This window comes from Blastococcus sp. SYSU DS0510, assembly GCF_054050835.1.
In genome coordinates this window covers 1-20,678 of record NZ_JBJHAC010000002.1, presented here as the reverse complement: position 1 = coordinate 20,678, position 20,678 = coordinate 1, and the positions used below count along the sequence as shown (strand labels likewise).

Here is a 20,678-nt window from a genome sequence, read left to right as displayed (position 1 = left end):
CCCGCGAGCCTGCGAGCGGTGAGGAGGACGGGCTCCTTGCTCAGGAGATGGAGCCGAACTCCCAGTGCCAGGGCTCGGGCTTCTCGCTCCCGGGCCGGGCCCAGTCGGGCTGCACGAAGCCGAAGCGTGCGGCGTTGGCCGTCATCCAGTTCCACTCCGGCGTGCGGGCCACGTTGACGCCGCCCCCGAGGTCGATGGCCAGGGCCCAGCCGTGGTTGGAGGTCCCCGGCACGGCCGCCAGCGCCGGCTTGGCGTGGAACGCCGCCACCTGCGCGCTGAAGGACCGGTAGGAGTCGGTGATCTGCAGGGGGGTGCCGAACTCGGCCTCGTAGGCCGCGTCCAGCTGCGCGTAGGCGGCGGCCGCGTCGCAGCGCAGCGCGTGGCGGGCGACGCCGAGCCGGCACAGCGCCTCGGCGGGGATCCGGCCGTTGGACCAGCCGCCCCACTGCGGGTCGACCTTCCCCGGCGCGGGCAGAGGGGCGCCGCACGCGCCCGTGCCGACGCCGACGGGCAACGCCGGGTTCGGCTCGGCCGGGCGCGGCAGGGTCACCCGCACCGCCGACGATCCGGCCGCCATGGAGCTGACGGCGACCTGGTACGAGGCGGCGGAGGCGCCGACGACCTCGCCCTCGCCGAGGTAGATGCCGACGTCCCGCCCGCCGGGTGCGAACACGAGGTCGCCGATCTGCACGTCCCGGGGCGGGACCGACGCGCCGGAGGTCCACTGGGCGCCGGGGTCGCCGGGCAGGGCGTACCCGGCCAGCAGCCAGGACGCGGCCGTGAAGCCGCCGCAGTCGTAGGTCTCCGGGCCGGCGGTCCCCGCGAGGAAGGGCTTGCCGAGTTGGGAGAGGGCGTTGCTCACCGCGGCGACGGTCTCCGCCGCCGGCACCGCGACCGGTTCGCTGCCGATGACGGCCCAGGCCACCCCGGGGACGGGCTGCCCGTCGGCGTCCAGGGCCGGGGAGAGGCCGGGCGGGAAGGCGGCGGGATCGGTGAGCGCGGACGCCGGTGGCGGGGCGATGCCGGCCGCGGCCAGCCGACCGAGGTAGTCCTGCCAGCGCCGCGTCGCGGCCTCGTTGCGCTCCTGCTGCGCGCCGGCCGCGGGGACGGCGCCCAGACCGGCGAGCCGGCCGGTGACCTCCGCGGGGAGCCCGCCCACCTCCGCGCGCACGGCGGCGAGGACCTCGGCGGCGCGCTGCTCGGTGGCGGCCAGGGCGGTCCGTGCATCGGTCACGCGGGCGCCGGCGGCCTGCAGGCGGACGGCGGTGCGCTCGGCGCTGATCACGTCGCCGACGAGTGCGCGTTCGGCCCGGTCGGCGAGCGCCTGACGGGTCATCGAGCCGGTGGTGCTGCGCGGCTGGTCCAGGTCGAGCCCGAGCACCGGGTAGCGGCTGGTGCCGTCGGCCCGGTAGAGCCGCGCCGCCCCGGCCCCCACGGTCTGCCGCCGGGCGGCGAGCTCGGCGCGGGCGGCCTCCTCGGCGGCCAGCGCCTCCTCGAGGCGGCTGCGCCGCTGGTCCGCCTCGTCGGCGAGCTGGGAGTACAGATCGGCCTGCTCCAGCAACGAGCTGCGCGCGGTGAGCGCGAGCGTGGTGGGGTCGGGCGCGGAGCCGCCGCTGTCGGGCGACTGCGCGCCGGGCAGCAGCACCGCGAGGGCTGCGGGGACGAGCAGGGCGCTCGCCGCGACGACGCCCAGGCGCGTCGGCCAGCGGGAACCGGTCCGGGGGGCGCGACGGCGCGGAGCCTCTGCCCGGGTGCGCCGGCCGCGGGCGGGCGTGCGCCGGACGGCGGCGCGACCGCCGGCCGGGCGGCCGCGGGTGCCGGAGGACCCCCCCGGGCGCCGGGTGCCGGCCCCGCCGGAGCGGGCGGCGAGTGCCGCGCGGGCAGCGGCCAGCTGCTCGGGGGTGGTGCCGGGGCGCGCCGCGGCGGCCTGGCGCAGGGCCAGCGCCTCGCGCAGTGCACGGGCCTCCGCCGGGGTCAGGGGCGGTCGGGCCGTGGCGCGCTTCCCGCCGGCCGGGGTGCGGCCGGAGGCCGAGGACGCGGTGCGGGGAGCGGTCGCGCGGCCGGGCGTCCGCGATGCAGGCACTGCGTCCCCCGGGCGATCTCGTCGTGACGGATGCGGCTCCTGGGACCGCTGGGGTCGGGAGCTCTCCGCCATCCATCGACGCGCCGGGGGAGGTGCTTGAAAGGCGACGAGAGGAGGTCACCCGTCCGGGGTGGGGTGAACCTCGGGGGACGAGCCGGGCACCGGTGCGCCGGGCCGGTGGGTCAGGGCGCCCACCAGGCGCCGTGCCGGTGTTCCAGGGGGATCCGCAGCTCGCCGCCGTCCTCGGTGGAGACGACGAACTCCAGCTTGGTGATGCGGACGGGTGGGCCCTCGCCGTCGGGCTCCAGCAACCGGCCGGTGGCGAGCGGCATGGGCGGCAGGACGAGGAGGTCCTCGTCGTGGAGCTCGGCCATGCACGGTCCTCTCGAGATGGGGGCGCACCCACCGTAGGGAACCCGGCCGCCGATGCAACGGGCCGGGTGACCCCGGAGGGTCACCCGGCCCGGGCGGTCCCCGTCACCAGAGGGCGGGGGGCGTGGCTCAGCGCGCGTCGACGGGCAGGTAGTCCCGAGCCGTCTCGCCGGTGTAGACCTGCCGCGGGCGACCGATCTTCGTGGCAGGGTCGGCGATCATCTCGCGCCACTGCGCGATCCAGCCGGGCAGCCGGCCCAGCGCGAACAGCACGGTGAACATCCGCGTCGGGAAGCCCATCGCCTGGTAGATCAGCCCGGTGTAGAAGTCGACGTTCGGGTAGAGCTTGCGCTGGATGAAGAACTCGTCGTTGAGCGCGATCTCCTCGAGCTGGCGGGCCAGGTCGAGCAGCTCGTTGTTGCCGCCGAGCTTGTCGAGCACGGTGTCCGCGGTCGACTTCACGATGGCGGCCCGGGGGTCGTAGTTCTTGTAGACCCGGTGCCCGAAGCCCATGAGCTTGACGCCGGGCTCCTTGTTCTTCACCCGCTCGACGAAGCGCGGGATGTCACCGCCGTCGGCCCGGATGGCCTCGAGCATCTCCAGCACCGACTGGTTGGCGCCACCGTGCAGCGGGCCGAACAGCGCGTTGATGCCGGCGGAGACGGAGGCGAACAGGTTGGCGTGCGAGGAGCCCACCAGCCGGACCGTCGACGTCGAGCAGTTCTGCTCGTGGTCGGCGTGCAGGACGAAGAGCTGGTCCAGCGCCTTGACCAGCTCCGGGTCCTGCTCGTAGGGCTCGGCCGGGAAGCCGAACGTCATCCGCAGGAAGTTCTCCACCAGCCCGCAGGAGTTGTCCGGGTAGAGGAACGGCTGGCCGACCGACTTCTTGTACGCGTAGGCCGCGATCGTCGGCAGCTTCGCGAGCAGGCGGAGCGTGGTGATCTCCACCTGCTCCTCGTCGAAGGGGTCCAGCGAGTCCTGGTAGAAGGTCGACAGGGCGCTGACCGCCGAGGAGAGCACCGGCATCGGGTGGGCGTCGCGCGGGAAGCCGTTGAAGAACTGCTTGAGGTCCTCGTGCAGCAGCGTGTGCCGCCGGATCCGCTGGTCGAACCCGCCCAGCTGGTCGGCCGTGGGCAACTCGCCGTAGATCAGCAGGTAGGTGACCTCGAGGAAGCTCGACTTCTCGGCCAGCTGCTCGATCGGGTACCCGCGGTAGCGCAGGATGCCGGCGTCGCCGTCGATGTAGGTGATCGCCGACGTGCAGGAGGCGGTGTTGACGAAGCCGATGTCCAGCGCGACCTTGCCGGTCGTGGCCAGCAGCTTGCTCGTGTCGATGCCGTCGGAACCCTCGGTCCCGTGCTTGACGGCCATGGGCAGTTCGCCACCGGGGTAGCGCAGGGATACGTCAGTCTCGGTCATCGGGGACGACGCTAGCCCCTCGGAGGCCCGCTCGCGGCACGACCCGTCGCGGCGCGGGGCGGGAGCGGCACCGATGCGTGCGCTCCCGCCCCGCGCCGGTTCACGGGTGGGTCATCGAGAGGACGTCCAGGGCCTCGTCGAGCTGGGCCTCGGTGAGCTTGCCCTGTTCGACGTACCCGCGCTCCACGACGACCTGGCGGATCGTCTTCTGCTCGGCCAGCGACTGCTTGGCGACCTTGGCCGCCTCCTCGTAGCCGATGTACTTGTTCAGGGGGGTGACGATCGAGGGGGAGGACTCGGCGTAGGTGCGGCACTGCTCGACGTTGGCGACGATGCCGTCCACGCAGCGGTCGGCGAGCAGACGGCTGACGTTGGCCAGCAGCCGGATCGACTCCAGCACGTTGCGCGCCATGAGCGGCAGCGTCACGTTCAGCTCGAAGACGCCCGTGGTGCCGGCGTAGGTCACCGCGGCGTCGTTGCCGATCACCTGGGCGCCGACCTGGATGACCGCTTCGGGGATGACCGGGTTCACCTTGCCCGGCATGATGGAGCTGCCCGGCTGCAGGTCGGGCAGCTGGATCTCGCCCAGGCCGGTGCGCGGGCCCGAGCCCATCCAGCGCAGGTCGTTGGCGATCTTGATAAGGCCGACGGCGATCGTCTTCAGCTGGCCCGAGCCCTCGACCAGGGCGTCGCGGGAGCTCTGCGCCTCGAAGTGGTCGCGGGCCTCGCTCAGCGGGAGGTCGAGCTCGGCGGCGAGCTTCTCGATGATCGCGGCGGCGAACCCGGGCGGGGTGTTGATGCCGGTGCCCACGGCCGTGCCGCCGAGGGGCAACTCGCCGATGCGGGGGAGCGAGGCCTCCAGCCGCTCGACGCCGTAGCGGACGGCCGCGGCGTACCCGCCGAACTCCTGGCCCAGGGTCACCGGGGTGGCGTCCATCAGGTGGGTGCGGCCGCTCTTGACGACCTCGGCGAACTCCTCGGCCTTGCGCTGCAGCGAGGCCTCGAGGTGCCGCAGGGCCGGGATGAGGGTGACGACGATGGCGCGGGTCGCGGCGATGTGGATCGCCGACGGGAAGACGTCGTTGGACGACTGCGAGGCGTTGACGTGGTCGTTCGGGTGCACCGGGGCGCCGAGCGACTCGGTGGCCAGGGTGGCGATGACCTCGTTGGTGTTCATGTTGCTCGACGTGCCGGAGCCGGTCTGGAAGACGTCGATGGGGAAGTGGTCGTCCCAGTCACCGCGGGCCACCGTGCCGGCGGCCGCGGTAACGGCGTCGGCGATCCCGCGGTCGAGGACCCCGAGGTCGGCGTTGACCGTGGCGGCTGCGCCCTTGATGGCGGCCAGCGCGCCGATCAGCTCCCGCTCGATGGGGGTGCCGGAGATGGGGAAGTTCTCGACGGCGCGCTGGGTCTGCGCCCGCCACTTGGCCCAGGAGGGGACGCGGACCTCTCCCATGGAATCGTGCTCGATGCGGAAGTCGGCGGTGTCCTGACCGCTGCCGTCCTGCGCTGCGCCGTTCTTCTGGGCCACGCTGTGCTCCCGGGGGTGTGGATGGTGACAGGGCTCCGCACGGGACCCTAGACACCCGTGGGCGAGGGTGCCGGTCCCGCCCTCACCCGGGCAGTCGCGGAGGGGCGTGCGCCGTCGTCGCCGGTGGTCACCGTCGCTGCCGGCCTACGAGGAGTGCGCCGGCACCTGCGGGGGCCGGGTCATGGCCTGCACCGTCATGGTCGGCACCGAGCCGGCGTGACGATCGGCACCTGCGCACGGCTCCTGCTCGGCTGGCCTCCGGGTGCGTGAGCGCCTCCCAGGACCCCTCCCGCCCGCCGGCCGTGCGGGTCTCCGACGCCGAGCGGGAGTCGGTGGTGGCGCAGCTGCAGACGGCCGTCGGCGAGGGGCGGATCGACCTCGACGAGTTCGGCCAGCGCGCGGAGGCGGCCTACGCGGCGGTCACCCGAGCCGAGCTCGACGAGCTGGTGGCCGACCTGCCCCTCGACGCGGTGCCGCGCGTGCCGATCGTGGGGCAGCGCCCGGTCGAGGAGCTGTCGAGCGTCTTCGGCGACGTCACCCTGACGGTCACCACGACCCCGCCGCAGCGCGTCAGCACGGTCTTCGGCGACATCCGCATCGACCTGCGCGGCCTGCGGACCGGTGCCGACCGGATCGACCTGACGGCCACGACCGTCTTCGGCGACATCGACGTCATCCTCGCCGAGGGGGTGGACGGCGAGCTGCACGGCCGGACCGTCTTCGGCGATCGGAAGGTGCAGCTCGCCCCCGTGCCGAGGCTGGCGGGGACCCCCCTGGTCGTCGTCCACGCGAAGGCGACCTTCGGCGACCTCCGCCTGCGCAGCCTCGCGCCGGGTGACTCGCCCAGCCGCTGGAAGGCGCTGATGGACCGGCTCGCCGCCCGCCGCCTGCCGTGACACCGCGATCCGGAGGACCGCGATGGCTCAGTCCCGGTCGAAGGGGACCGCGGAGTAGGCGCGCAGCTTCTCCAGCGAGTGCAGGCTGTCGATCGAGCGGATGGTGCCCGACCGGGACCGCATGACCAGCGACTGGGTGGTGCACCCGCCGGCGCTGTAGCGGACCCCGCGCAGGAGCTCCCCGTCGGTGATCCCGGTGGCGACGAAGAAGACGTCGCCGCGCACCAGGTCGTCGATGTGGAGCACCCGGTCGAGGTCGTGGCCGGCGTCGATGGCCTTCTGCCGCTCGTCGTCGTCCTTGGGCCAGAGCCGGCCCTGCAGCGCGCCGCCCATGCACTTCAGCGCGCACGCGGTGATGATCCCCTCCGGGGTGCCGCCGATGCCCAGGAGCAGGTCGACCCCGGTGCCCTCGCGGGCCGCGGCGATCGCGCCCGCGACGTCGCCGTCGGTGATGAACTTGATCCGGGCGCCGGCCTCGCGCACCTCCTGGACCAGCTGCTCGTGGCGCGGCCGGTCGAGGATGCAGACGGTCACGTCGCCGACCGAGCTGTGCTTGGCCTTCGCGATGCGGCGGATGTTCTCGGCCACCGGGGCGGTGATGTCGACGACGTCGGCCGCCGCCGGGCCGGTGGCGAGCTTCTCCATGTAGAAGACGGCGGACGGGTCGTACATGGCGCCGCGCTCGGCGACGGCCATGACGGCGATGGCGTTGGGCATGCCCTTGGCCATCAGGGTGGTGCCGTCGACCGGGTCGACGGCGACGTCGCACTCCGGCCCCTGGCCGTCACCGACCTGCTCGCCGTTGTAGAGCATGGGCGCCTCGTCCTTCTCGCCCTCGCCGATGACCACGACGCCCTTCATGCGCACCGTGCCGATGAGCGCGCGCATCGCGTCGACCGCCGCGCCGTCGCCGCCGTTCTTGTCGCCGCGCCCCACCCAGCGGCCGGCCGCCATGGCACCGGCCTCGGTGACCCGCACCAGCTCGAGGGCCAGGTTGCGGTCGGGCGCCGGGCGGTCGGCGCTGAACGGGCGTCCGGAGGCCGGGGGCAGCGGGCCGTCGGGAAGGGGCAGCGACACAGGACCTCCAGGAGTTGGACCCTGTCCTCCCCACCCGGGACGCGGGGGCGCGCACCGGGAGGCGGCGAGGCGGGGAGAGCTCGCCTGCGATCCTAGGGGAATGACCGGATCCGGCCCGACGAGCCAGCGTCCCCCGCACCCCGACGACGCGACCGCTCCCGGGGCCGAGGCCGTGCCGCCACCGGTGTCCGCCGTCGAGCGGGCCAACCGGTTGAGCGCCGGGAACATGCTCCGCTCGCTGCTGCCCCTGGTCGTCCTCTGCCTGCTCGTCGTGGGCTGGCAGGCTTTCCGCAACAACCCCGACGACCCGATCCGCGAGGTGGACCCGACCAGCACGCTGCGGCTCGCCGAGGCGCGGGCGGCCTACCCGCTGCTGATCCCCGCGCTCGACGAGGGCTACCGGCCCACGAGCATCCGCACCGACGCCGGCACCGCCCCCGAGGGCGCCCCGGTCACCGTCCAGCTGGGCTACGTGACGCCGGGCGGCGGCTACGCCGGCTACGTGGTGACCGACGACGCCGACGCCGAGGCCGTCGACGCGGTGCTGAGCGGCGCGACGGAGGACGGCGCGGTGCAGATCGACGGCGAGGAGTGGGTCCGGTCCACGACGCAGCGGGGGGAGACGGCCCTCTCGCGGGTCGCCGACGGCGTCACCCTCGTCGTGACCGGCTCGGCCGCGGACGACGAGCTGCGCGAGGTCGCCGAGGCCGTGGAGCCCTTCTCGGGGTGAGCCGCGTCCGCCCCCGCCCAGGTCACGAGACGGGAACGCCCCGGTGCGTCCGGCCGCGGGGGGAACGCTCCGGCGGCAGTGTGGGGTCGACGCCCGTGGAACCCACCGCAGCGAGGAGAACCCGGATGCCCGAGCACGAGGACTACTGCCCCAGCGGCGACCACCGGCCTCCGGCCGAGGGCGGGTCCTGCGACTGCGGGATGGTGACCCGGATCCCGGTGGACGTCCCGCTCGCCGGGCCGGTGGACGTGCGCAGGGTGCTGGCGCGCTGCCTCGACGAGGACGCCGGCGGCGCTTCCGCTCCGGGTGCGCCCGCGGTGGAGCAGCGGGTGGGCCGGCTGCTGGCCGCGCTGGCCGACGCCGGGTTCGTGCTCACGCAGGAGCCCCGTCTCCGCCGGCCCGCCTGAGCCGCCGCCCGGCTCGATCACCGGCCCTGGCGCTCAGCCCTCGTCGGCGGGCGCGGCGGCCGCCAGGCGCTCCCGGGCCCGGTCCAGCCAGTGCTGGCAGAGCCCGGCCAGCTGCTCGCCGCGCTCCCAGAGGTTGAGCGACTCCTCGAGGGTCAGCCCGCCGGCCTCCAGCCGCCGCACGACGTCGGCCAGCTCCTCTCGCGCCTGCTCGTAGGTCGTCGTCGGCTCGGGGGTGCGCTCGTCGGCGCTCATGCGGGCTCCTCCTGGGCGGTGGTGGGGTCGGTGGCCGTGCTGCGGTCGACGCGGACGGGGAGGCGGCCACCGGCCACCCGCACCCGCAGCAGCTCGCCGTCGGCGACCTCGGCGGGGTCGCGCACCAGCGCGCCGTCCGCCCGCTGCACCACGGCGTAGCCGCGCTCCAGCGTCGCGGCGGGGGAGAGCGCCGCCACCCGTGCGCGGGCGTGCTCGAGGTCCCGCTCGGCGCCCTCGACGCGGTGGGTGAGCGTCCGGCGGGCACGGGTGCGCAGGGCGAGGACGTCGTCCTCCCGGCCGTGCAGCAGGCGGTCGGGGGAGGCGAGCACCGGCCGGGTGCGGACGGAGTCCAGCCAGCGCTCCTGCTGCTCCAGCCGGACGGCGACCAGGTGCCGGGCGCGGGCGCGCAGCGCGTCGACCAGCCGGCGCTGCTCGCCGATCTCCGGGACGATCCGGTGCGCCGCGTCGGTCGGGGTGGCGGCCCGCACGTCGGCGGCGTGGTCGACCAGCGTGGTGTCCGTCTCGTGCCCCACGGCGGTGACCACGGGGGTGCGGCAGCCGGCGATCGCCCGGACCAGCCCCTCGTCGGAGAAGGGCAGCAGGTCCTCCACCGAGCCGCCGCCGCGGGCGACGACGATGACCTCCACCGCCGGGTCGGCGTCGAGCTTCCGCAGCCCCTCGATGACGTTCGCCGCCGCCTGCGGCCCCTGCACGACGCAGTGGTGCAGCGCGAAGCGCACCGCCGGCCACCGGCGGCGCGCGGTGACCAGCACGTCGCGCTCGGCGGCGCTGTCCCGGCCGGTGATCAGGCCGACGACGCCGGGCGCGAAGGGCAGCGGCCGCTTCCGGGCCGTGTCGAACAGGCCCTCGGCGGCGAGCAGCCGGCGGATCCGCTCGATGCGCGCCAGCAGCTCGCCGAGCCCGACGGCGCGGATCTCGGTGGCCCGCAGCGAGAAGGAGCCGCGCGCGACGTAGTAGTCGGGGCGGGCCCGCACGATCACCCGGGCGCCCTCGGTGAGCTCCAGGCCGGGGCGCTCGGCGACGTCGCGGTGGCAGGTGACCGGGACCGAGAGGTCGGCCGCCGGGTCGCGCAGGGTCAGGAAGACGGTGGCCGCGCCGCCGCGCCGCGACAGCTGTGCGACCTGGCCCTCGACCCAGACCTCACCGAGCCGGCCGATCCAGTCGGCCACCTTGCGGGCCACCGTGCGGACCGGCCACGGCGACTCCGGGGACGACGGAGCCGTCATTCCGTCAGCCTGTCGTGGCCCCTCTGCAGGGGCCCGCGCCGAGCGTGCGAGGCGTGGGGGGCAGAGGGGTCCTCTTCCATGCCCCGAGGGTGTCAGACGGCACCGACACAGCCCTGGACGCCCCCGACGGCCCCCTATGCAGGGGCCCGCGCCGAGCCTGCGGGGCGTGGGGGCAGAGGGGCTCTTCTCAGGTTCCGCGCGGCGCCAGCGGGCTGGACTCGACGGCCTGCTCCTCGAGCTTCTCCAGCCGGTTGCGCAGCATCCGCAGGTACGGGTCGCGGGCCCGCGTGGCCTGCTCGTAGGCCAGCAGGTCGGAGACGGTCGACAGCTGGTAGCCGCGGAGCCGGCCGCGCAGCTGGGCGATGGAGAAGTCGTCGTAGCCGTCGACGGGCGGGTCACCGACGGGCGCACCGCCGGTGCCGGCGTCGCCTCCGTCGGTCGGCGTACCGGTGGCGGCGGCGACCGGGCTGCCGCTCTCGTCCACGGCGACCTCCGGACCGGCGTCCGTGGCGGTGGCGGCGGTGGCCGTGCCGTCGGTGGCGGCGACCGTCTCGTCGGTGCCGGTGTCCTCCTGCGGCTGCTCCACGGCGGCGATGCCCTCGTCGGTGACCGCCGCGTCGACGGTCGCCACCTCGCCGTCGGGGGTGAGCACGTCGACGGTCTCCGCGCCGTCGGCCTGCTCGTCGGTCTGCTCCTCGATCGTGGCCGCGGCCGGGGCGGGCTCGGACTCCAGGAGCGCACGTTCCAGGGCGCCGGCGTCCTCGGTGACCACCGCGTCGTCGGCGGCCGTCACATCACCGGAGGTCTCTTCGAGCGGGTCGGTCTCGGCGACCTCGGGCACGACCTCGTCGATCGCCAGCGCCTCGAGGACCTCCTCGGTGCTGATCGCATCCTCCGGCACGTCGGCCAGGACGCCCTGAGCGCGGTCGGCCCCGTCGGCCAGGGCCTCGGCGCCGTCGGCCAGGTCCTCGACCAGCTCGCGGCTGAGGTCGTCGACGGCCGCCACCACCGCGTCGGCGGCGGGGTCGTCGGGGAGGTCGGCCACCTCGTCGTCGGTGATGCCGTCGGCGCGGTCGAAGGCGGAGCCGCGGAAGCCGGTCACCGGCTCGGCGTCGTCGTCGTCGAAGGTCGCCAGCCCCGGTTCGCCCTCGCCGCGCAGTCCGACGAGGAGCTCGTCGCCGCGGGCGACCAGCCCGGCGTAGGTCTGCTGGACCTTCATGGCCTGCTGCATGGCCAGGCCGATGACGCGCACCGGCAGGCCGGGCAGCGTCTCGGGCAGCTTGCGCGCCTCGTCGAGCACGGTCGCCGCCAGACCGGCAGCGGCGCGGACAACCTCGGGGATCTCACGGGACATGCCGCACAGCGTGCCCCAGAACCTCCGGACCGACACCCGGTGTGGCCGAATCCACCCGTTCTGGCGGCCCGGTGCAGGGCCCGTCGCGAGCGTGCGAGTGACGGGGGGCACAGGGTCCTTCAACTACCATGGCTGGCATGGCTGAACAGCGCGGACGTGTCCTGCTGGCCGATCCCCGGGGGTACTGCGCCGGCGTGGACCGGGCGGTGGTCGCCGTCGAGCGGGCGCTGGAGATCCACGGCGCCCCGGTCTACGTCCGCAAGCAGATCGTCCACAACAAGCACGTCGTCGCCACCCTGGAGCGGCGCGGCGCGATCTTCGTCGACGAGACCGACGAGGTGCCGGAGGGCTCGGTCGTCGTGTTCAGCGCGCACGGGGTCAGCCCCGCGGTGCACGAGGAGGCCGCCACCCGGCAGCTGCGCACCATCGATGCCACCTGCCCCCTGGTCACGAAGGTGCACCAGGAAGCGAAGCGCTTCGCCCGCGACGACTACGACATCCTGCTGATCGGCCACCGCGGGCACGAGGAGGTCGAGGGCACCTCCGGTGAGGCCCCCGCCCACATCCAGCTCGTCGACGGGCCCGAGGACGTCGCGAACGTGCAGGTGCGCGACCCGGAGAAGGTCGTGTGGCTGTCGCAGACCACGCTCTCGGTCGACGAGACGCTGGCGACGGTGGACCAGCTCAAGACCCGCTTCCCCGGTCTGCAGTCCCCGCCGAGCGACGACATCTGCTACGCCACGCAGAACCGGCAGCAGGCGGTCAAGCAGATGGCGGGCGAGTGCGACCTGGTCCTCGTCGTGGGGTCCACCAACTCGTCGAACTCAGTGCGGCTGGTCGAGGTGGCGCTGGAGGCCGGGGCCCGCGACTCGCACCTGGTCGACTTCGCCTCCGAGATCGACGAGGCCTGGCTCGAGGGCGTGGGCACCGTCGGCGTCACCAGCGGGGCGTCGGTGCCGGAGATCCTCGTCAGCGAGGTGCTCGACTTCCTCGCCGCGCGCGGCTACCCCGACGTCGAGACGGTGAAGGCCGCCGAGGAGCGGCTGGTCTTCGCGCTCCCGCACGAACTCCGCCGGGCGGAGAAGGCCAAGCAGAACACCGGCGACTGAGCCGATCCGACGGAGAAGCCCCGGTCCGCAGCAGCGGACCGGGGCTTCGTCGTCGAAGAGGCGTCAGCGGCGGGTGACCAGCCGCACGACGCTCAGCAGGACGGCGATGGCGGTCGCGACGGCCATGGTCGGGAAGCCACGCACCAGCAGCGTGGCCAGCGTGGGCAGGTTCAGCGTCGCCGAGGGCGCCAGGGCGATGTTGACCACCGCGACCAGCGTGAAGACCAGTGGCGGGGCGACGACGACGGTGAGCAGGTCGCGGCGGCGGACCAGCAGGGTGCCCGCCGAGACGCCCAGCGAGAGGGCGATCAGGGTGACCAGCCCCAGGCCGACGCCGATGAAGGAGTCGAGCGCGCCACCGGCGAGGGTCACCAGGAAGATCCCGAGCACGGCCAGCGAGCCGCGCAGGCGGCTCTCCGGCGCCGACGACGGGGACGCGGTCCGTGCCCGGCCGCGCTCCTGCGCGGGCCGGCCGGCCGGCCGCGGCGGGACGGGTTCGCGCCGCGGCGGGACGGGCTCGCGTCGGCGGGACCGGGGCGGCTCCGGCCCGTCGAACCGGTCGTCGGAGTACCCCCGTTCGGCGGCGCGCAGGCGCTCGCCGGCGCCTCCGGGCACGGGTGCCCCGGGACGGGCCGGGCGCACGGGACGGGATGGGCGCTCGTTGCCCACGGGACGATGCGGTGCGCGCGCGGGGTACGGCCGCTCGGGCCGACCTCCGCCCTGCCATGCGCCCGCCGTGCTCGCCGTGGCCATGGCGCACCTCCGTCCCGCTCCGCTGGACGACCCGACCGGCCGCCCGACGCAGCCACGGTAGCGACCCGAGCTGGCAGTTCGTGGGAGGACGCCCTCGCGTCGTGGGCAACCGGTGGGGGCCCAGCAACGCAGGGTGATGGCTGTGACGCGCGGGGTGGAGGAGTTCGGTCGCCGGGTCGTCCCGGCGTCAGCCGGAGGTGCCGTCCCGCTCCTCTGCCGGTGCCGCATCGAGTCGCCCGAGGTCGCCCGTCGGCCGGAGCGCGCGGATGGTCGCCTCGACGGGCTCGGGCTCCGGAACGGGGGACTCCGCGACCCCCAGGTCGTCGAACCGGCGCGCGGCGGTCAGCACCGAGCGCTCGTAGGAGCCGACCGTCTCGTTGTAGCGGGTGAGCGTGGTGGAGAGCGCCGAGCCCAGACGGGTCAGGTGCCCCGACAGCGTGCTCAGGCGGGCGTGCAGCCGCCGGCCGACCTCAAGCACCTGGTCGGCGTCGCGGGCCAGCCGCTCCTGCCGCCACGAGTAGGCGACCGTGCGCAGCAGCGCCAGCAGGGTGCTCGGGGTCGCGAGCACCACATCCCGGGCGAAGCCGTACTCCAGCAGCCCGGGTTCGGCCTCCAGCGCCGTCGTCAGGAACCCGTCGGAGGGCACGAACAGCACGGTGAAGGGGGCGGCGGGCCGGAAGGCGGTGGGGTAGCGGCGGGCGGCCAGCTGGTCGACGTGGGTGCGCAGCTGCCGGGCGTGCGCCGCGATCCGTTGGGCGCGGACGTCGCGGTCCTCCGCCTGCACCGCCTCGATGTAGCCGGTGAACGGCACCTTGGCGTCGACCACCACCTGCCGGCCGTCGGCGAGGGTGACCACGAGGTCGGGGCGGACCCCGGCGCCCTCGTCGTTGGTGCCGCCCGGCTGCTCGACGAAGTCGCAGTGCTCGAGCAGGCCGGCGACCTCGACCACCCGCCGCAGCTGCACCTCGCCCCAGCGCCCGCGCACGTGCGGTGTGCGCAGCGCGGTGACCAGCGCGGCCGTCTCGTGCTTCAGCTGGGCCGAGGCGTGGCCGACGGTGCCCATCTGCTCCCGCAGCTCTCCGTGCGCGGTGGCCCGGGCCCGCTCCATGCCCGCGAGCAGCCGGTGCAGGTGGTCCAGCGACTCGTGCACCGGCTCCAGGCCCGCCTCCTCCGGGCGGCGCCGGGCGAGCAGGGCGACGACGCCCAGCGCGATGGCGGCACCGAGCAGCGCGCCGAGGAGGAGCCCGAGGAAGAGGGAAGCGGCGTCCATGGGCAGGACCCTGCCGGAGAGGTCCGACAGTTCCCGCGAGGTGGTGGAACGGCCGCCCTCCAGGGGCCCGCGCCGGGCGTGCGAGGCGGGGGAAGGGGGCCCTTCAGCCGACGGGCACCCCGGAGTGCGTCGCCTCGTGGTCGAGCAGCCAGCGCTTGACCGGCGTCCCCCAGCGGAAGCCGCCCAGGCCGCCGCCGGAGCCGAGCACCCGGTGGCAGGGCACGAACAGGGCCGCCGCGTTGCGCGCGCAGGCGTTGGCCGCCGCGCGCACCGCGGCGGGGCGGCCGCAGCGCGCGGCGAAGGCCGCGTAGGTGTCCGGTCGCCCGGGGGGCACGGTCCGCAGCACGTCCCAGGCCTCCTGCAGGAAGGGGCCGGAGCGCTGCCGGACGGCGACGCCGTCGATCGCGCCGACCCGGCCGGCGTGGAACTCCTCGACCGCGTCGAGCACCGGCAGGTGGGCGGCGGCCTCGCTGCGCACGGGGCGCAGGGAGGGGTGCACGACGGCGAGGAGGTCGGCGACCTCGGCGGTCCACCCGCTGGCGAGCACGACGTCCCGCCCGTCGGGGTCGGTCTCGACGACGACGGTGAAGGGGCCGGGCGGGGTGCTGACGGTGGCGTGGCGGGTGGGCGTGGTCATCAGGCGCTCCTCACGAGGGTGGGGGTGCGGGTGAACAGCGACGGCGCGGCGAGCGCCCAGAGGTGCATCACGGCGTAGGACCGCCACGGCCGCCAGCGGGTGGCGGCCTCGGCGTCGGAGCTGCCGAGCGAGGCCAGCGACCGGCGCAGCGCGAGGTCGCCGGGGAGCCAGACGTCGGGGTCGCCCATGCCGCGCAGCGCGACCAGCGCCGCCGTCCAGGGGCCGATGCCCGGGACGGCGAGCAGCGCCCGGCCGGCCTCCTCCCGGTCGGCGCCCGGGTCGAGGGCGATGCCGCCCCCGTCCAGCGCCGTGGCGAGGGCCGACAGCGTGCGCCGGCGCGCCCCCGTGAGCCCCACCGCGGTGAGGTCGGCGCCGGCGAGCGCGGCGGGGCGGGGGAAGGCGTGGGTCAGCGAGCCGACCGGCTCGGCCAGCGGGGTGCCGGCCGCCAGGAGCCGGCCGGTGAGCGTCCGCGCCCCGGCGATCGACACCTGCTGGCCGAGCACCGCGCGGACGGCCAGCTCCGCGGCGTCGGGCGAGGCCGGCACCCGGCGCCCGGGCGCGCCGCCGACGAGCGCGGCGAGGGCCGGGTCGGCGCCGAGGACGTCGTCGACGGCGACCGGGTCGGCGTCGAGGTCCAGCATCCGGCGGCAGCGGCTCACCGCCGCCCCGAGGTCGCGCAGCTCCGTCAGCCGCAACCGCGCCGTCACCGACGGGCCGCCGTCGGCCGCCGGGGAGAGCCGGACCACCGCCGGGCCGTGCGGGAGGTCGAGCACGCGCGAGAACGTCGTGCCGTCCCACTCCTCCAGGCCGGGCACGGCGTGGGCGCCCAGGAACAGCAGCACCTCGTCAGCGGCGTAGGGCGCCCGGGCGGCCAGCCGCAGCGTGAGCCAGCCGGGCTGCCCGGCGGGGGTGCTCCGGCGGGCGCGGCGGAGCTCGGTCGGGGTGGTGGCGAACACCTCGCGCACCGTGTCGTTGAACTGGCGCACGCTGGCGAACCCCGCGGCGAAGGCGATGTCGGCCACCGGCAGCGCGGTGGTCTCCAGCAGCACCCGGGCGGTCTGCGCGCGCCGCGCCCGGGCCAGGGCGAGCGCCCCGACGCCGAGCTCGCCCACGAGCAGCCGGTGCAGCTGGCGCTCGGAGTAGCCGAGCCGGGAGGCCAGGCCCGGGACCCCGGACCGCTCGACCTCCCCGTCGGCGATCAGCCGCATGGCGCGGGCGACGACGTCAGCGCGCACGTCCCACTCGGGCGACCCGGGGACGGCGTCCGGGCGGCAGCGCCGGCAGGCGCGGTAGCCCGCTCCCTGCGCGGCGGCGGCCGTCGAGAAGAAGGAGACGTTGCGGGCCAGTGGCGTGCGGGCCGGGCAGGAGGGGCGGCAGTAGATGCCGGTGGTGCGCACCGCGGTGACGAACCAGCCGTCGAAGCGCGCGTCCCGGCCGGCGACGGCGCGGTAGCAGCGTTCGTGGTCCAGCGACTGCGTCATGGGACGAGCATGGCAGCCCGACCGGGGTGGTCACCGGCGGTTTTCGGACGTCGCCGTGATCATCGCCGGGATCCGGTCCAGCACCCGGTCTCGGGCGGGCTCCCTGCCTCCGCTCGTCCACCGGTCGGTGGACGACCGACCAGCGCATCGGGGGTCCCGGCGGGAGGGGTGCGGCGGGAGCCTGTGTCCATGACGACGACGGAGGTGGCGCCGCTCCCGCTGGGGACCGGCGTCGTGGAGCCGGCCGTGACCGTGCGCGGTCTGGCCAAGCGGTACGACGGTCGGGCGGTGCTCGACGGGCTGGACCTCGACGTGCAGCGGGGGGAGTGCTTCGCCCTCCTGGGGCCCAACGGTGCCGGGAAGACGACGACGATCGAGATCCTCGAGGGGGTTCGCCGCCGCGACGCCGGCGACGTCCGGGTGCTGGGCGAGGACCCCGCCACCGGGCGCCGGGAGTGGCGGGCGCGCATGGGCGTCGTCAGCCAGGGGGAGCCGGCGGGCCAGGCGCTGTCGGTGCGCGAGGCGCTCGACCACTTCGCGCGCTACCACGCCCGGCCTCGCCCGACCGACGAGCTGCTCGCCGCCACCGGGCTCGACGCGAAGGCCGGCACCCGGGTCTCGGCGCTCTCCGGCGGGCAGCGGCGGCGGCTCGCGGTGGCCCTCGGGGTGCAGGGTCGGCCGGAGCTCGTCTTCCTCGACGAGCCGACGACCGGCATGGACCCGGTCGCGCGGCGCCAGTTCTGGGGGCTGGTCCGCGGCCTGCGGGCCGACGGCACCACGGTGCTGCTCACCACGCACTACCTGGACGAGGCGGCCGAGCTCGCCGACCGGGTGGGCGTGATCGCCGAGGGACGGCTCGTGGACGTCGCCCCGCCGGCCGAGCTGGGCGCCGAGCTGCGCCGGAGCGCCACCGTCAGCTGGCTCGAGGCGGGGACCCGCCGCCAGGTGGTCACCGAGCGCCCGGCCGACGTCCTGCGCGACCTGCTGGCCACCACGACCCGGGGCGAGGTCCCCGGTCTCACCGTCACCCGGCCCGGCCTGGAGGACGTCTACCTCCAGCTCGTCGGCGCCGCCCCCGCGAGCTCCGGAGGGGACCCGGCATGACCGCCGCCCTGACTCCGCCGACCACCCGCCCCGCCCCGCCGTCCGCCCTGTCGATCGCCCGGGCGCGGGTCGGGCTGGAGCTGCGGCTGTTCTTCCGCGAGCGCCAGCAGGTGGTGTTCTCGTTCGCCTACCCGGTCGTGATGATGGTGATCTTCGGGGCGGTGCTCGGCGGCGACGTCCTCCCCGGGAACGTGCCCTTCCCGCAGTACTTCCTGGCCGGCATCGCGGCCACCGGCATCATGCTGACCAGCTTCCAGGCGGTCGGCACCGGCATCGCCGCCGAGCGGGAGACCGGCCAGCTGGAGCGGCTGCAGCTGCTGGGCGCGCCCCCGGTGGCCTACTTCGCCGGCAAGGCCGGGCAGGTGCTGGTGACCACGGCCGCGCAGCTCGCGCTGCTGCTGCCGGTGGCCCGGTACGGCTACGACGTGCCGATGCCGGTCGACCTGGCCCACTGGCTGACCTTCGCCTGGGTCGCGGTGCTCGGTGCCCTGGCCGGCACGGTGCTGGGCATCGCCGTGTCGGCGATGCGGGGCAGCGCGCAGTCGGTGACCACGAGCGTCTCGGCGTTCGCGATCGTGCTGCAGTTCTTCTCCGGCGTCTTCTTCGCCTTCGGGGAGCTGCCCGGCTGGATGCAGCAGGTGGCCGCGCTCTTCCCGCTCAAGTGGATGACCCAGGGCATGCGCTCGGCGTTCCTCCCCGAGCAGGCGGCGGCCGCCGAGGCAGCCGGCAGTTGGGAGCACGGCCGGATCGCCCTGGTGCTGGTCGCGTGGGTGATCATCGGTGCCGTGGTGTGCGTGCGCACGTTCCGCTGGCGCCGGGTCGACGGGTGACCGACCGCCCGACCCGGGCCGCCGTCGTCCCTCCGGTCGAGGAGGACGACGGCGGCCCGCCGCTGTCCGAGCGCGGCTGGCGGCTCACCGTCCTCGGCCTGCACGCGGTCTTCGCGCTGCTCGTGACGATCGCCGTGGTGACGATCGCGCTCTCGCCGTTCGAGGCGCCGAAGGCGGTGCTGCTGTCCTCGCTGGGTGTGCTCGCCGTGGCCTACACCCTGCTCGGCGCCCCTGCGCTGGTCACCCGCGACCAGCGCCGCGCGAACGCCTACCTCGCGGTGCTGGTGCTCGTCTTCGGCGTCCTGGCCTGGTTCGAGCCCTCGCTGCTGTTCCTGCTCTTCCTCGGCTACGCGCAGGTGTGGTTCCTCTCCGAGACCGTCGCCCGCGGCGTGCTCTGGACCCTCGCGCTCGCCACCGCCAGCACGGTGGGGCCCTTCGTGTCGTGGACCCGCGGCGACGAGCCGCTGTCGGGCCCCGCCCAGACGCTGGTCGGCCTGACGTTCAGCCTCGCGATGGGGTTCTGGATCTTCCAGGTGCTCGAGCAGAGCCGGCAGCGCGCCCTGCTGATTCGCGCACTGGAGCGCACCCGGGCCGAGCTGGCCACCGCCGAGCGCGAACGCGGGGTGCTGGCCGAGCGGGAGCGCCTGGCCCGCGAGGTGCACGACACCCTCGCGCAGGGTTACACGAGCATCGTCGTCCTCGCGCAGACCGCCGCGGCGCAGCTGCCGGAGGGCGCCGAGGCCGTGCGGGACCGGCTGGCCCTGATCGAGGAGGTGGCGCGCGACAACCTGCAGGAGGCGCGGGCCGTGGTGGCCGCCTTCGCGCCGGTCGCGCTCGAGGGCTCCACGCTGGTCGAGGCGCTGGAGCGGCTGGCCGAGCGGTTCGGCCGGGAGACCGGGCTGGCGGTGCGGGTGGACACCGCGGCGCTCGACGGCGGCGTCGCGCTGCGCCGGGACGAGGAGGTCGTGCTGCTGCGGGGTGCGCAGGAGGCGCTGACCAACGTGCGCCGGCACGCCGACGCCACCAGCGTGGCGATCCGGATCTCCGCCGTGGGGGAGGGGGGCGCTCGCCACGTGTCGGTGCACGTGGAGGACGACGGCGTGGGCTTCGACCCCGCGCACGCCCGGGGGTCGGGGCTGGACGGGTTGCGGGGGCGGGTCGTCTCCGTCGGCGGCGAGGTGGACGTCGCGTCCTCGCCGGGTGCCGGCACCCGTGTGACCGTGCGGGTGCCGGGCTCGTGATCCGCGTCGTCGTGGTGGACGACCACCCCGTGGTCCGCGGAGGGCTGGTCGGGTGGCTGGACGCGCAGGACGACCTGTCGGTGGTCGGCGAGGCGGGCGACGGTCTCGAGGCGCTCGCGGTGGTGGCGGGGTCGACGCCGGACGTCGTCCTCATGGACCTGCGCATGCCGCGGATGGACGGCGCCACGGCGACGGAGAGGCTGGCCGCGTCGCACCCCGGCGTCCGCGTGCTCGTGCTGACCACCTACGACACCGACGCCGACATCGTGCGGGCGGTGGAGGCGGGCGCGACGGGATACCTGCTCAAGGACGTCCCGCTGCCCCAGCTCGCGGACGCCGTCCGCGCGGCCGCCCGGGGCGAGACGGTGCTGGCGCCGCCGGTCGCGGCGCGGCTGGTGTCGCGGATGCGGGCACCGGCGGCCGAGGTGCCCACGGCTCGGGAGCTCGAGGTCCTGCGCGGGGTGGCGCGCGGGCTGACCAACGCGGAGATCGGCCGGGAGCTCTTCATCGGCGAGGCGACGGTGAAGACCCACCTGCTGCGGGTGTTCGCGAAGCTCGGCGTGGACGACCGGACGAGGGCGGTGCTCGTGGCCGTCGAGCGCGGCCTGCTGCCGTCACCGGGGCGGTGAGCGGACCGGCGTCAAGGCCGTCGCGAAATCTGTGGACAAGCCGTTGACCTGCGCTTTCGGGTCGCGGACGCCAGTGATTCGCGGTAGTATTCGTACATGCGTTCGACAGGTGCGGAGGGCGCGGTGGCCCGGCTGGGCGCCGCGCTGGACGACCTGGCCGCCGAACGGCTCGACGGCGCGTTCGGCCCGCAGCTGATCGAGCAGCTGGGTGCGCTGCTCACCGCGTCCAACCGGCTGGCCGCGCAGGTGGCCCGCC

The 20,678-nt window shown here is 75.4% G+C and carries 20 protein-coding genes; 8 read left to right on the top strand and 12 right to left on the bottom strand.

Going from position 1 to position 20,678, the window contains the following annotated elements:
* Positions 1-40 precede the first annotated feature (40 nt).
* From ACI79P_RS01655 to ACI79P_RS01640, 4 genes are all read right to left on the bottom strand, one after another.
* Positions 41-2,083 carry a D-alanyl-D-alanine carboxypeptidase family protein gene (locus ACI79P_RS01655; RefSeq protein ID WP_456579302.1) on the bottom strand — a complete coding sequence of 681 codons (2,043 nt, stop codon included), beginning with the start codon at positions 2,081-2,083 and terminating at the stop codon, positions 41-43.
* Positions 2,084-2,265: 182 nt separating this feature from the next.
* A complete protein-coding gene (locus ACI79P_RS01650) occupies positions 2,266-2,457 on the bottom strand; it encodes a hypothetical protein (RefSeq protein WP_456579301.1) in 192 nt (63 codons plus the stop codon).
* A 127-nt stretch (positions 2,458-2,584) separates the two neighbouring features.
* The gene (locus tag ACI79P_RS01645) at positions 2,585-3,874 is read right to left on the bottom strand and encodes a citrate synthase (RefSeq protein ID WP_456579300.1); all 1,290 of its coding nucleotides are present in this window, start codon (positions 3,872-3,874) and stop codon (positions 2,585-2,587) included.
* Between the two features lie 100 nt (positions 3,875-3,974).
* Positions 3,975-5,405, bottom strand: a complete 1,431-nt coding sequence (locus ACI79P_RS01640) for a class II fumarate hydratase (protein ID WP_456579299.1) — start codon at positions 5,403-5,405, stop codon at positions 3,975-3,977.
* Positions 5,406-5,671: 266 nt separating this feature from the next.
* On the opposite strand from ACI79P_RS01640, the gene ACI79P_RS01635 reads away from it, so the two are divergent.
* Complete coding sequence (locus ACI79P_RS01635) at positions 5,672-6,301, top strand: DUF1707 domain-containing protein (protein WP_456579298.1); 630 nt, start codon at positions 5,672-5,674, stop codon at positions 6,299-6,301.
* A 27-nt stretch (positions 6,302-6,328) separates the two neighbouring features.
* Here the strand turns inward: ACI79P_RS01635 and glpX are convergent, their stop codons facing one another.
* Complete coding sequence (gene glpX / locus ACI79P_RS01630) at positions 6,329-7,378, bottom strand: class II fructose-bisphosphatase (RefSeq protein ID WP_456579297.1); 1,050 nt, start codon at positions 7,376-7,378, stop codon at positions 6,329-6,331.
* Between the two features lie 100 nt (positions 7,379-7,478).
* Here glpX and ACI79P_RS01625 point away from each other — a divergent pair, with 100 nt between their 5' ends.
* Together ACI79P_RS01625 and ACI79P_RS01620 are read left to right on the top strand one after the other, a co-directional pair.
* Positions 7,479-8,108, top strand: coding sequence for a DUF4245 domain-containing protein (locus ACI79P_RS01625; protein WP_456579296.1), 630 nt, complete (start codon positions 7,479-7,481; stop codon positions 8,106-8,108).
* A 125-nt stretch (positions 8,109-8,233) separates the two neighbouring features.
* Positions 8,234-8,515, top strand: coding sequence for a hypothetical protein (locus ACI79P_RS01620; RefSeq protein WP_456579295.1), 282 nt, complete (start codon positions 8,234-8,236; stop codon positions 8,513-8,515).
* Positions 8,516-8,548: 33 nt separating this feature from the next.
* On the opposite strand, the gene ACI79P_RS01615 is transcribed toward ACI79P_RS01620, so the two are convergent.
* From ACI79P_RS01615 to ACI79P_RS01605, 3 genes are all read right to left on the bottom strand, one after another.
* Positions 8,549-8,767 carry an exodeoxyribonuclease VII small subunit gene (locus ACI79P_RS01615; RefSeq protein ID WP_456579294.1) on the bottom strand — a complete coding sequence of 73 codons (219 nt, stop codon included), beginning with the start codon at positions 8,765-8,767 and terminating at the stop codon, positions 8,549-8,551.
* Entirely contained in the window at positions 8,764-10,014 is a 1,251-nt protein-coding gene (gene xseA, locus ACI79P_RS01610; RefSeq protein WP_456579293.1) for an exodeoxyribonuclease VII large subunit, read from the bottom strand. The genes ACI79P_RS01615 and xseA overlap by 4 nt, the downstream gene beginning before the upstream one ends.
* Positions 10,015-10,201: 187 nt before the next feature.
* Positions 10,202-11,368: a hypothetical protein gene (locus ACI79P_RS01605; protein WP_456579292.1), complete on the bottom strand. Its 1,167-nt coding sequence runs from the start codon at positions 11,366-11,368 to the stop codon at positions 10,202-10,204.
* A 137-nt stretch (positions 11,369-11,505) separates the two neighbouring features.
* Between ACI79P_RS01605 and ACI79P_RS01600 the strand changes: the two genes are divergently transcribed.
* Complete coding sequence (locus ACI79P_RS01600; protein ID WP_456579291.1) at positions 11,506-12,477, top strand: 4-hydroxy-3-methylbut-2-enyl diphosphate reductase; 972 nt, start codon at positions 11,506-11,508, stop codon at positions 12,475-12,477.
* A 63-nt stretch (positions 12,478-12,540) separates the two neighbouring features.
* Here the strand turns inward: ACI79P_RS01600 and ACI79P_RS01595 are convergent, their stop codons facing one another.
* The 4 genes from ACI79P_RS01595 to ACI79P_RS01580 all read right to left on the bottom strand — a co-directional run bounded on the left by ACI79P_RS01595 (position 12,541) and on the right by ACI79P_RS01580 (position 16,618).
* Entirely contained in the window at positions 12,541-13,092 is a 552-nt protein-coding gene (locus ACI79P_RS01595) for a DUF6542 domain-containing protein (protein ID WP_456579290.1), read from the bottom strand.
* A gap of 325 nt (positions 13,093-13,417) precedes the next feature.
* Positions 13,418-14,500 (bottom strand): DNA recombination protein RmuC, encoded by a 1,083-nt coding sequence (locus ACI79P_RS01590; protein ID WP_456579289.1) that lies wholly within the window; start codon positions 14,498-14,500, stop codon positions 13,418-13,420.
* A 103-nt stretch (positions 14,501-14,603) separates the two neighbouring features.
* Positions 14,604-15,137: a methylated-DNA--[protein]-cysteine S-methyltransferase gene (locus ACI79P_RS01585; RefSeq protein ID WP_456579288.1), complete on the bottom strand. Its 534-nt coding sequence runs from the start codon at positions 15,135-15,137 to the stop codon at positions 14,604-14,606.
* Positions 15,137-16,618 carry an AlkA N-terminal domain-containing protein gene (locus ACI79P_RS01580; protein ID WP_456579287.1) on the bottom strand — a complete coding sequence of 494 codons (1,482 nt, stop codon included), beginning with the start codon at positions 16,616-16,618 and terminating at the stop codon, positions 15,137-15,139. Before ACI79P_RS01580 ends, ACI79P_RS01585 begins: the two co-directional genes overlap by 1 nt.
* 189 nt (positions 16,619-16,807) lie before the next feature.
* Here ACI79P_RS01580 and ACI79P_RS01575 point away from each other — a divergent pair, with 189 nt between their 5' ends.
* The 4 genes from ACI79P_RS01575 to ACI79P_RS01560 are packed head-to-tail and all read left to right on the top strand — an operon-like array spanning position 16,808 to position 20,422.
* Complete coding sequence (locus ACI79P_RS01575) at positions 16,808-17,722, top strand: ABC transporter ATP-binding protein (protein WP_456579286.1); 915 nt, start codon at positions 16,808-16,810, stop codon at positions 17,720-17,722.
* Positions 17,719-18,552, top strand: coding sequence for an ABC transporter permease (locus ACI79P_RS01570; RefSeq protein WP_456579285.1), 834 nt, complete (start codon positions 17,719-17,721; stop codon positions 18,550-18,552). The genes ACI79P_RS01575 and ACI79P_RS01570 overlap by 4 nt, the downstream gene beginning before the upstream one ends.
* Positions 18,549-19,793 (top strand): sensor histidine kinase, encoded by a 1,245-nt coding sequence (locus ACI79P_RS01565; protein WP_456579284.1) that lies wholly within the window; start codon positions 18,549-18,551, stop codon positions 19,791-19,793. Before ACI79P_RS01570 ends, ACI79P_RS01565 begins: the two co-directional genes overlap by 4 nt.
* Positions 19,790-20,422, top strand: coding sequence for a response regulator (locus ACI79P_RS01560; protein WP_456579283.1), 633 nt, complete (start codon positions 19,790-19,792; stop codon positions 20,420-20,422). Before ACI79P_RS01565 ends, ACI79P_RS01560 begins: the two co-directional genes overlap by 4 nt.
* The last annotated feature ends 256 nt before the right edge of the window (positions 20,423-20,678 follow it).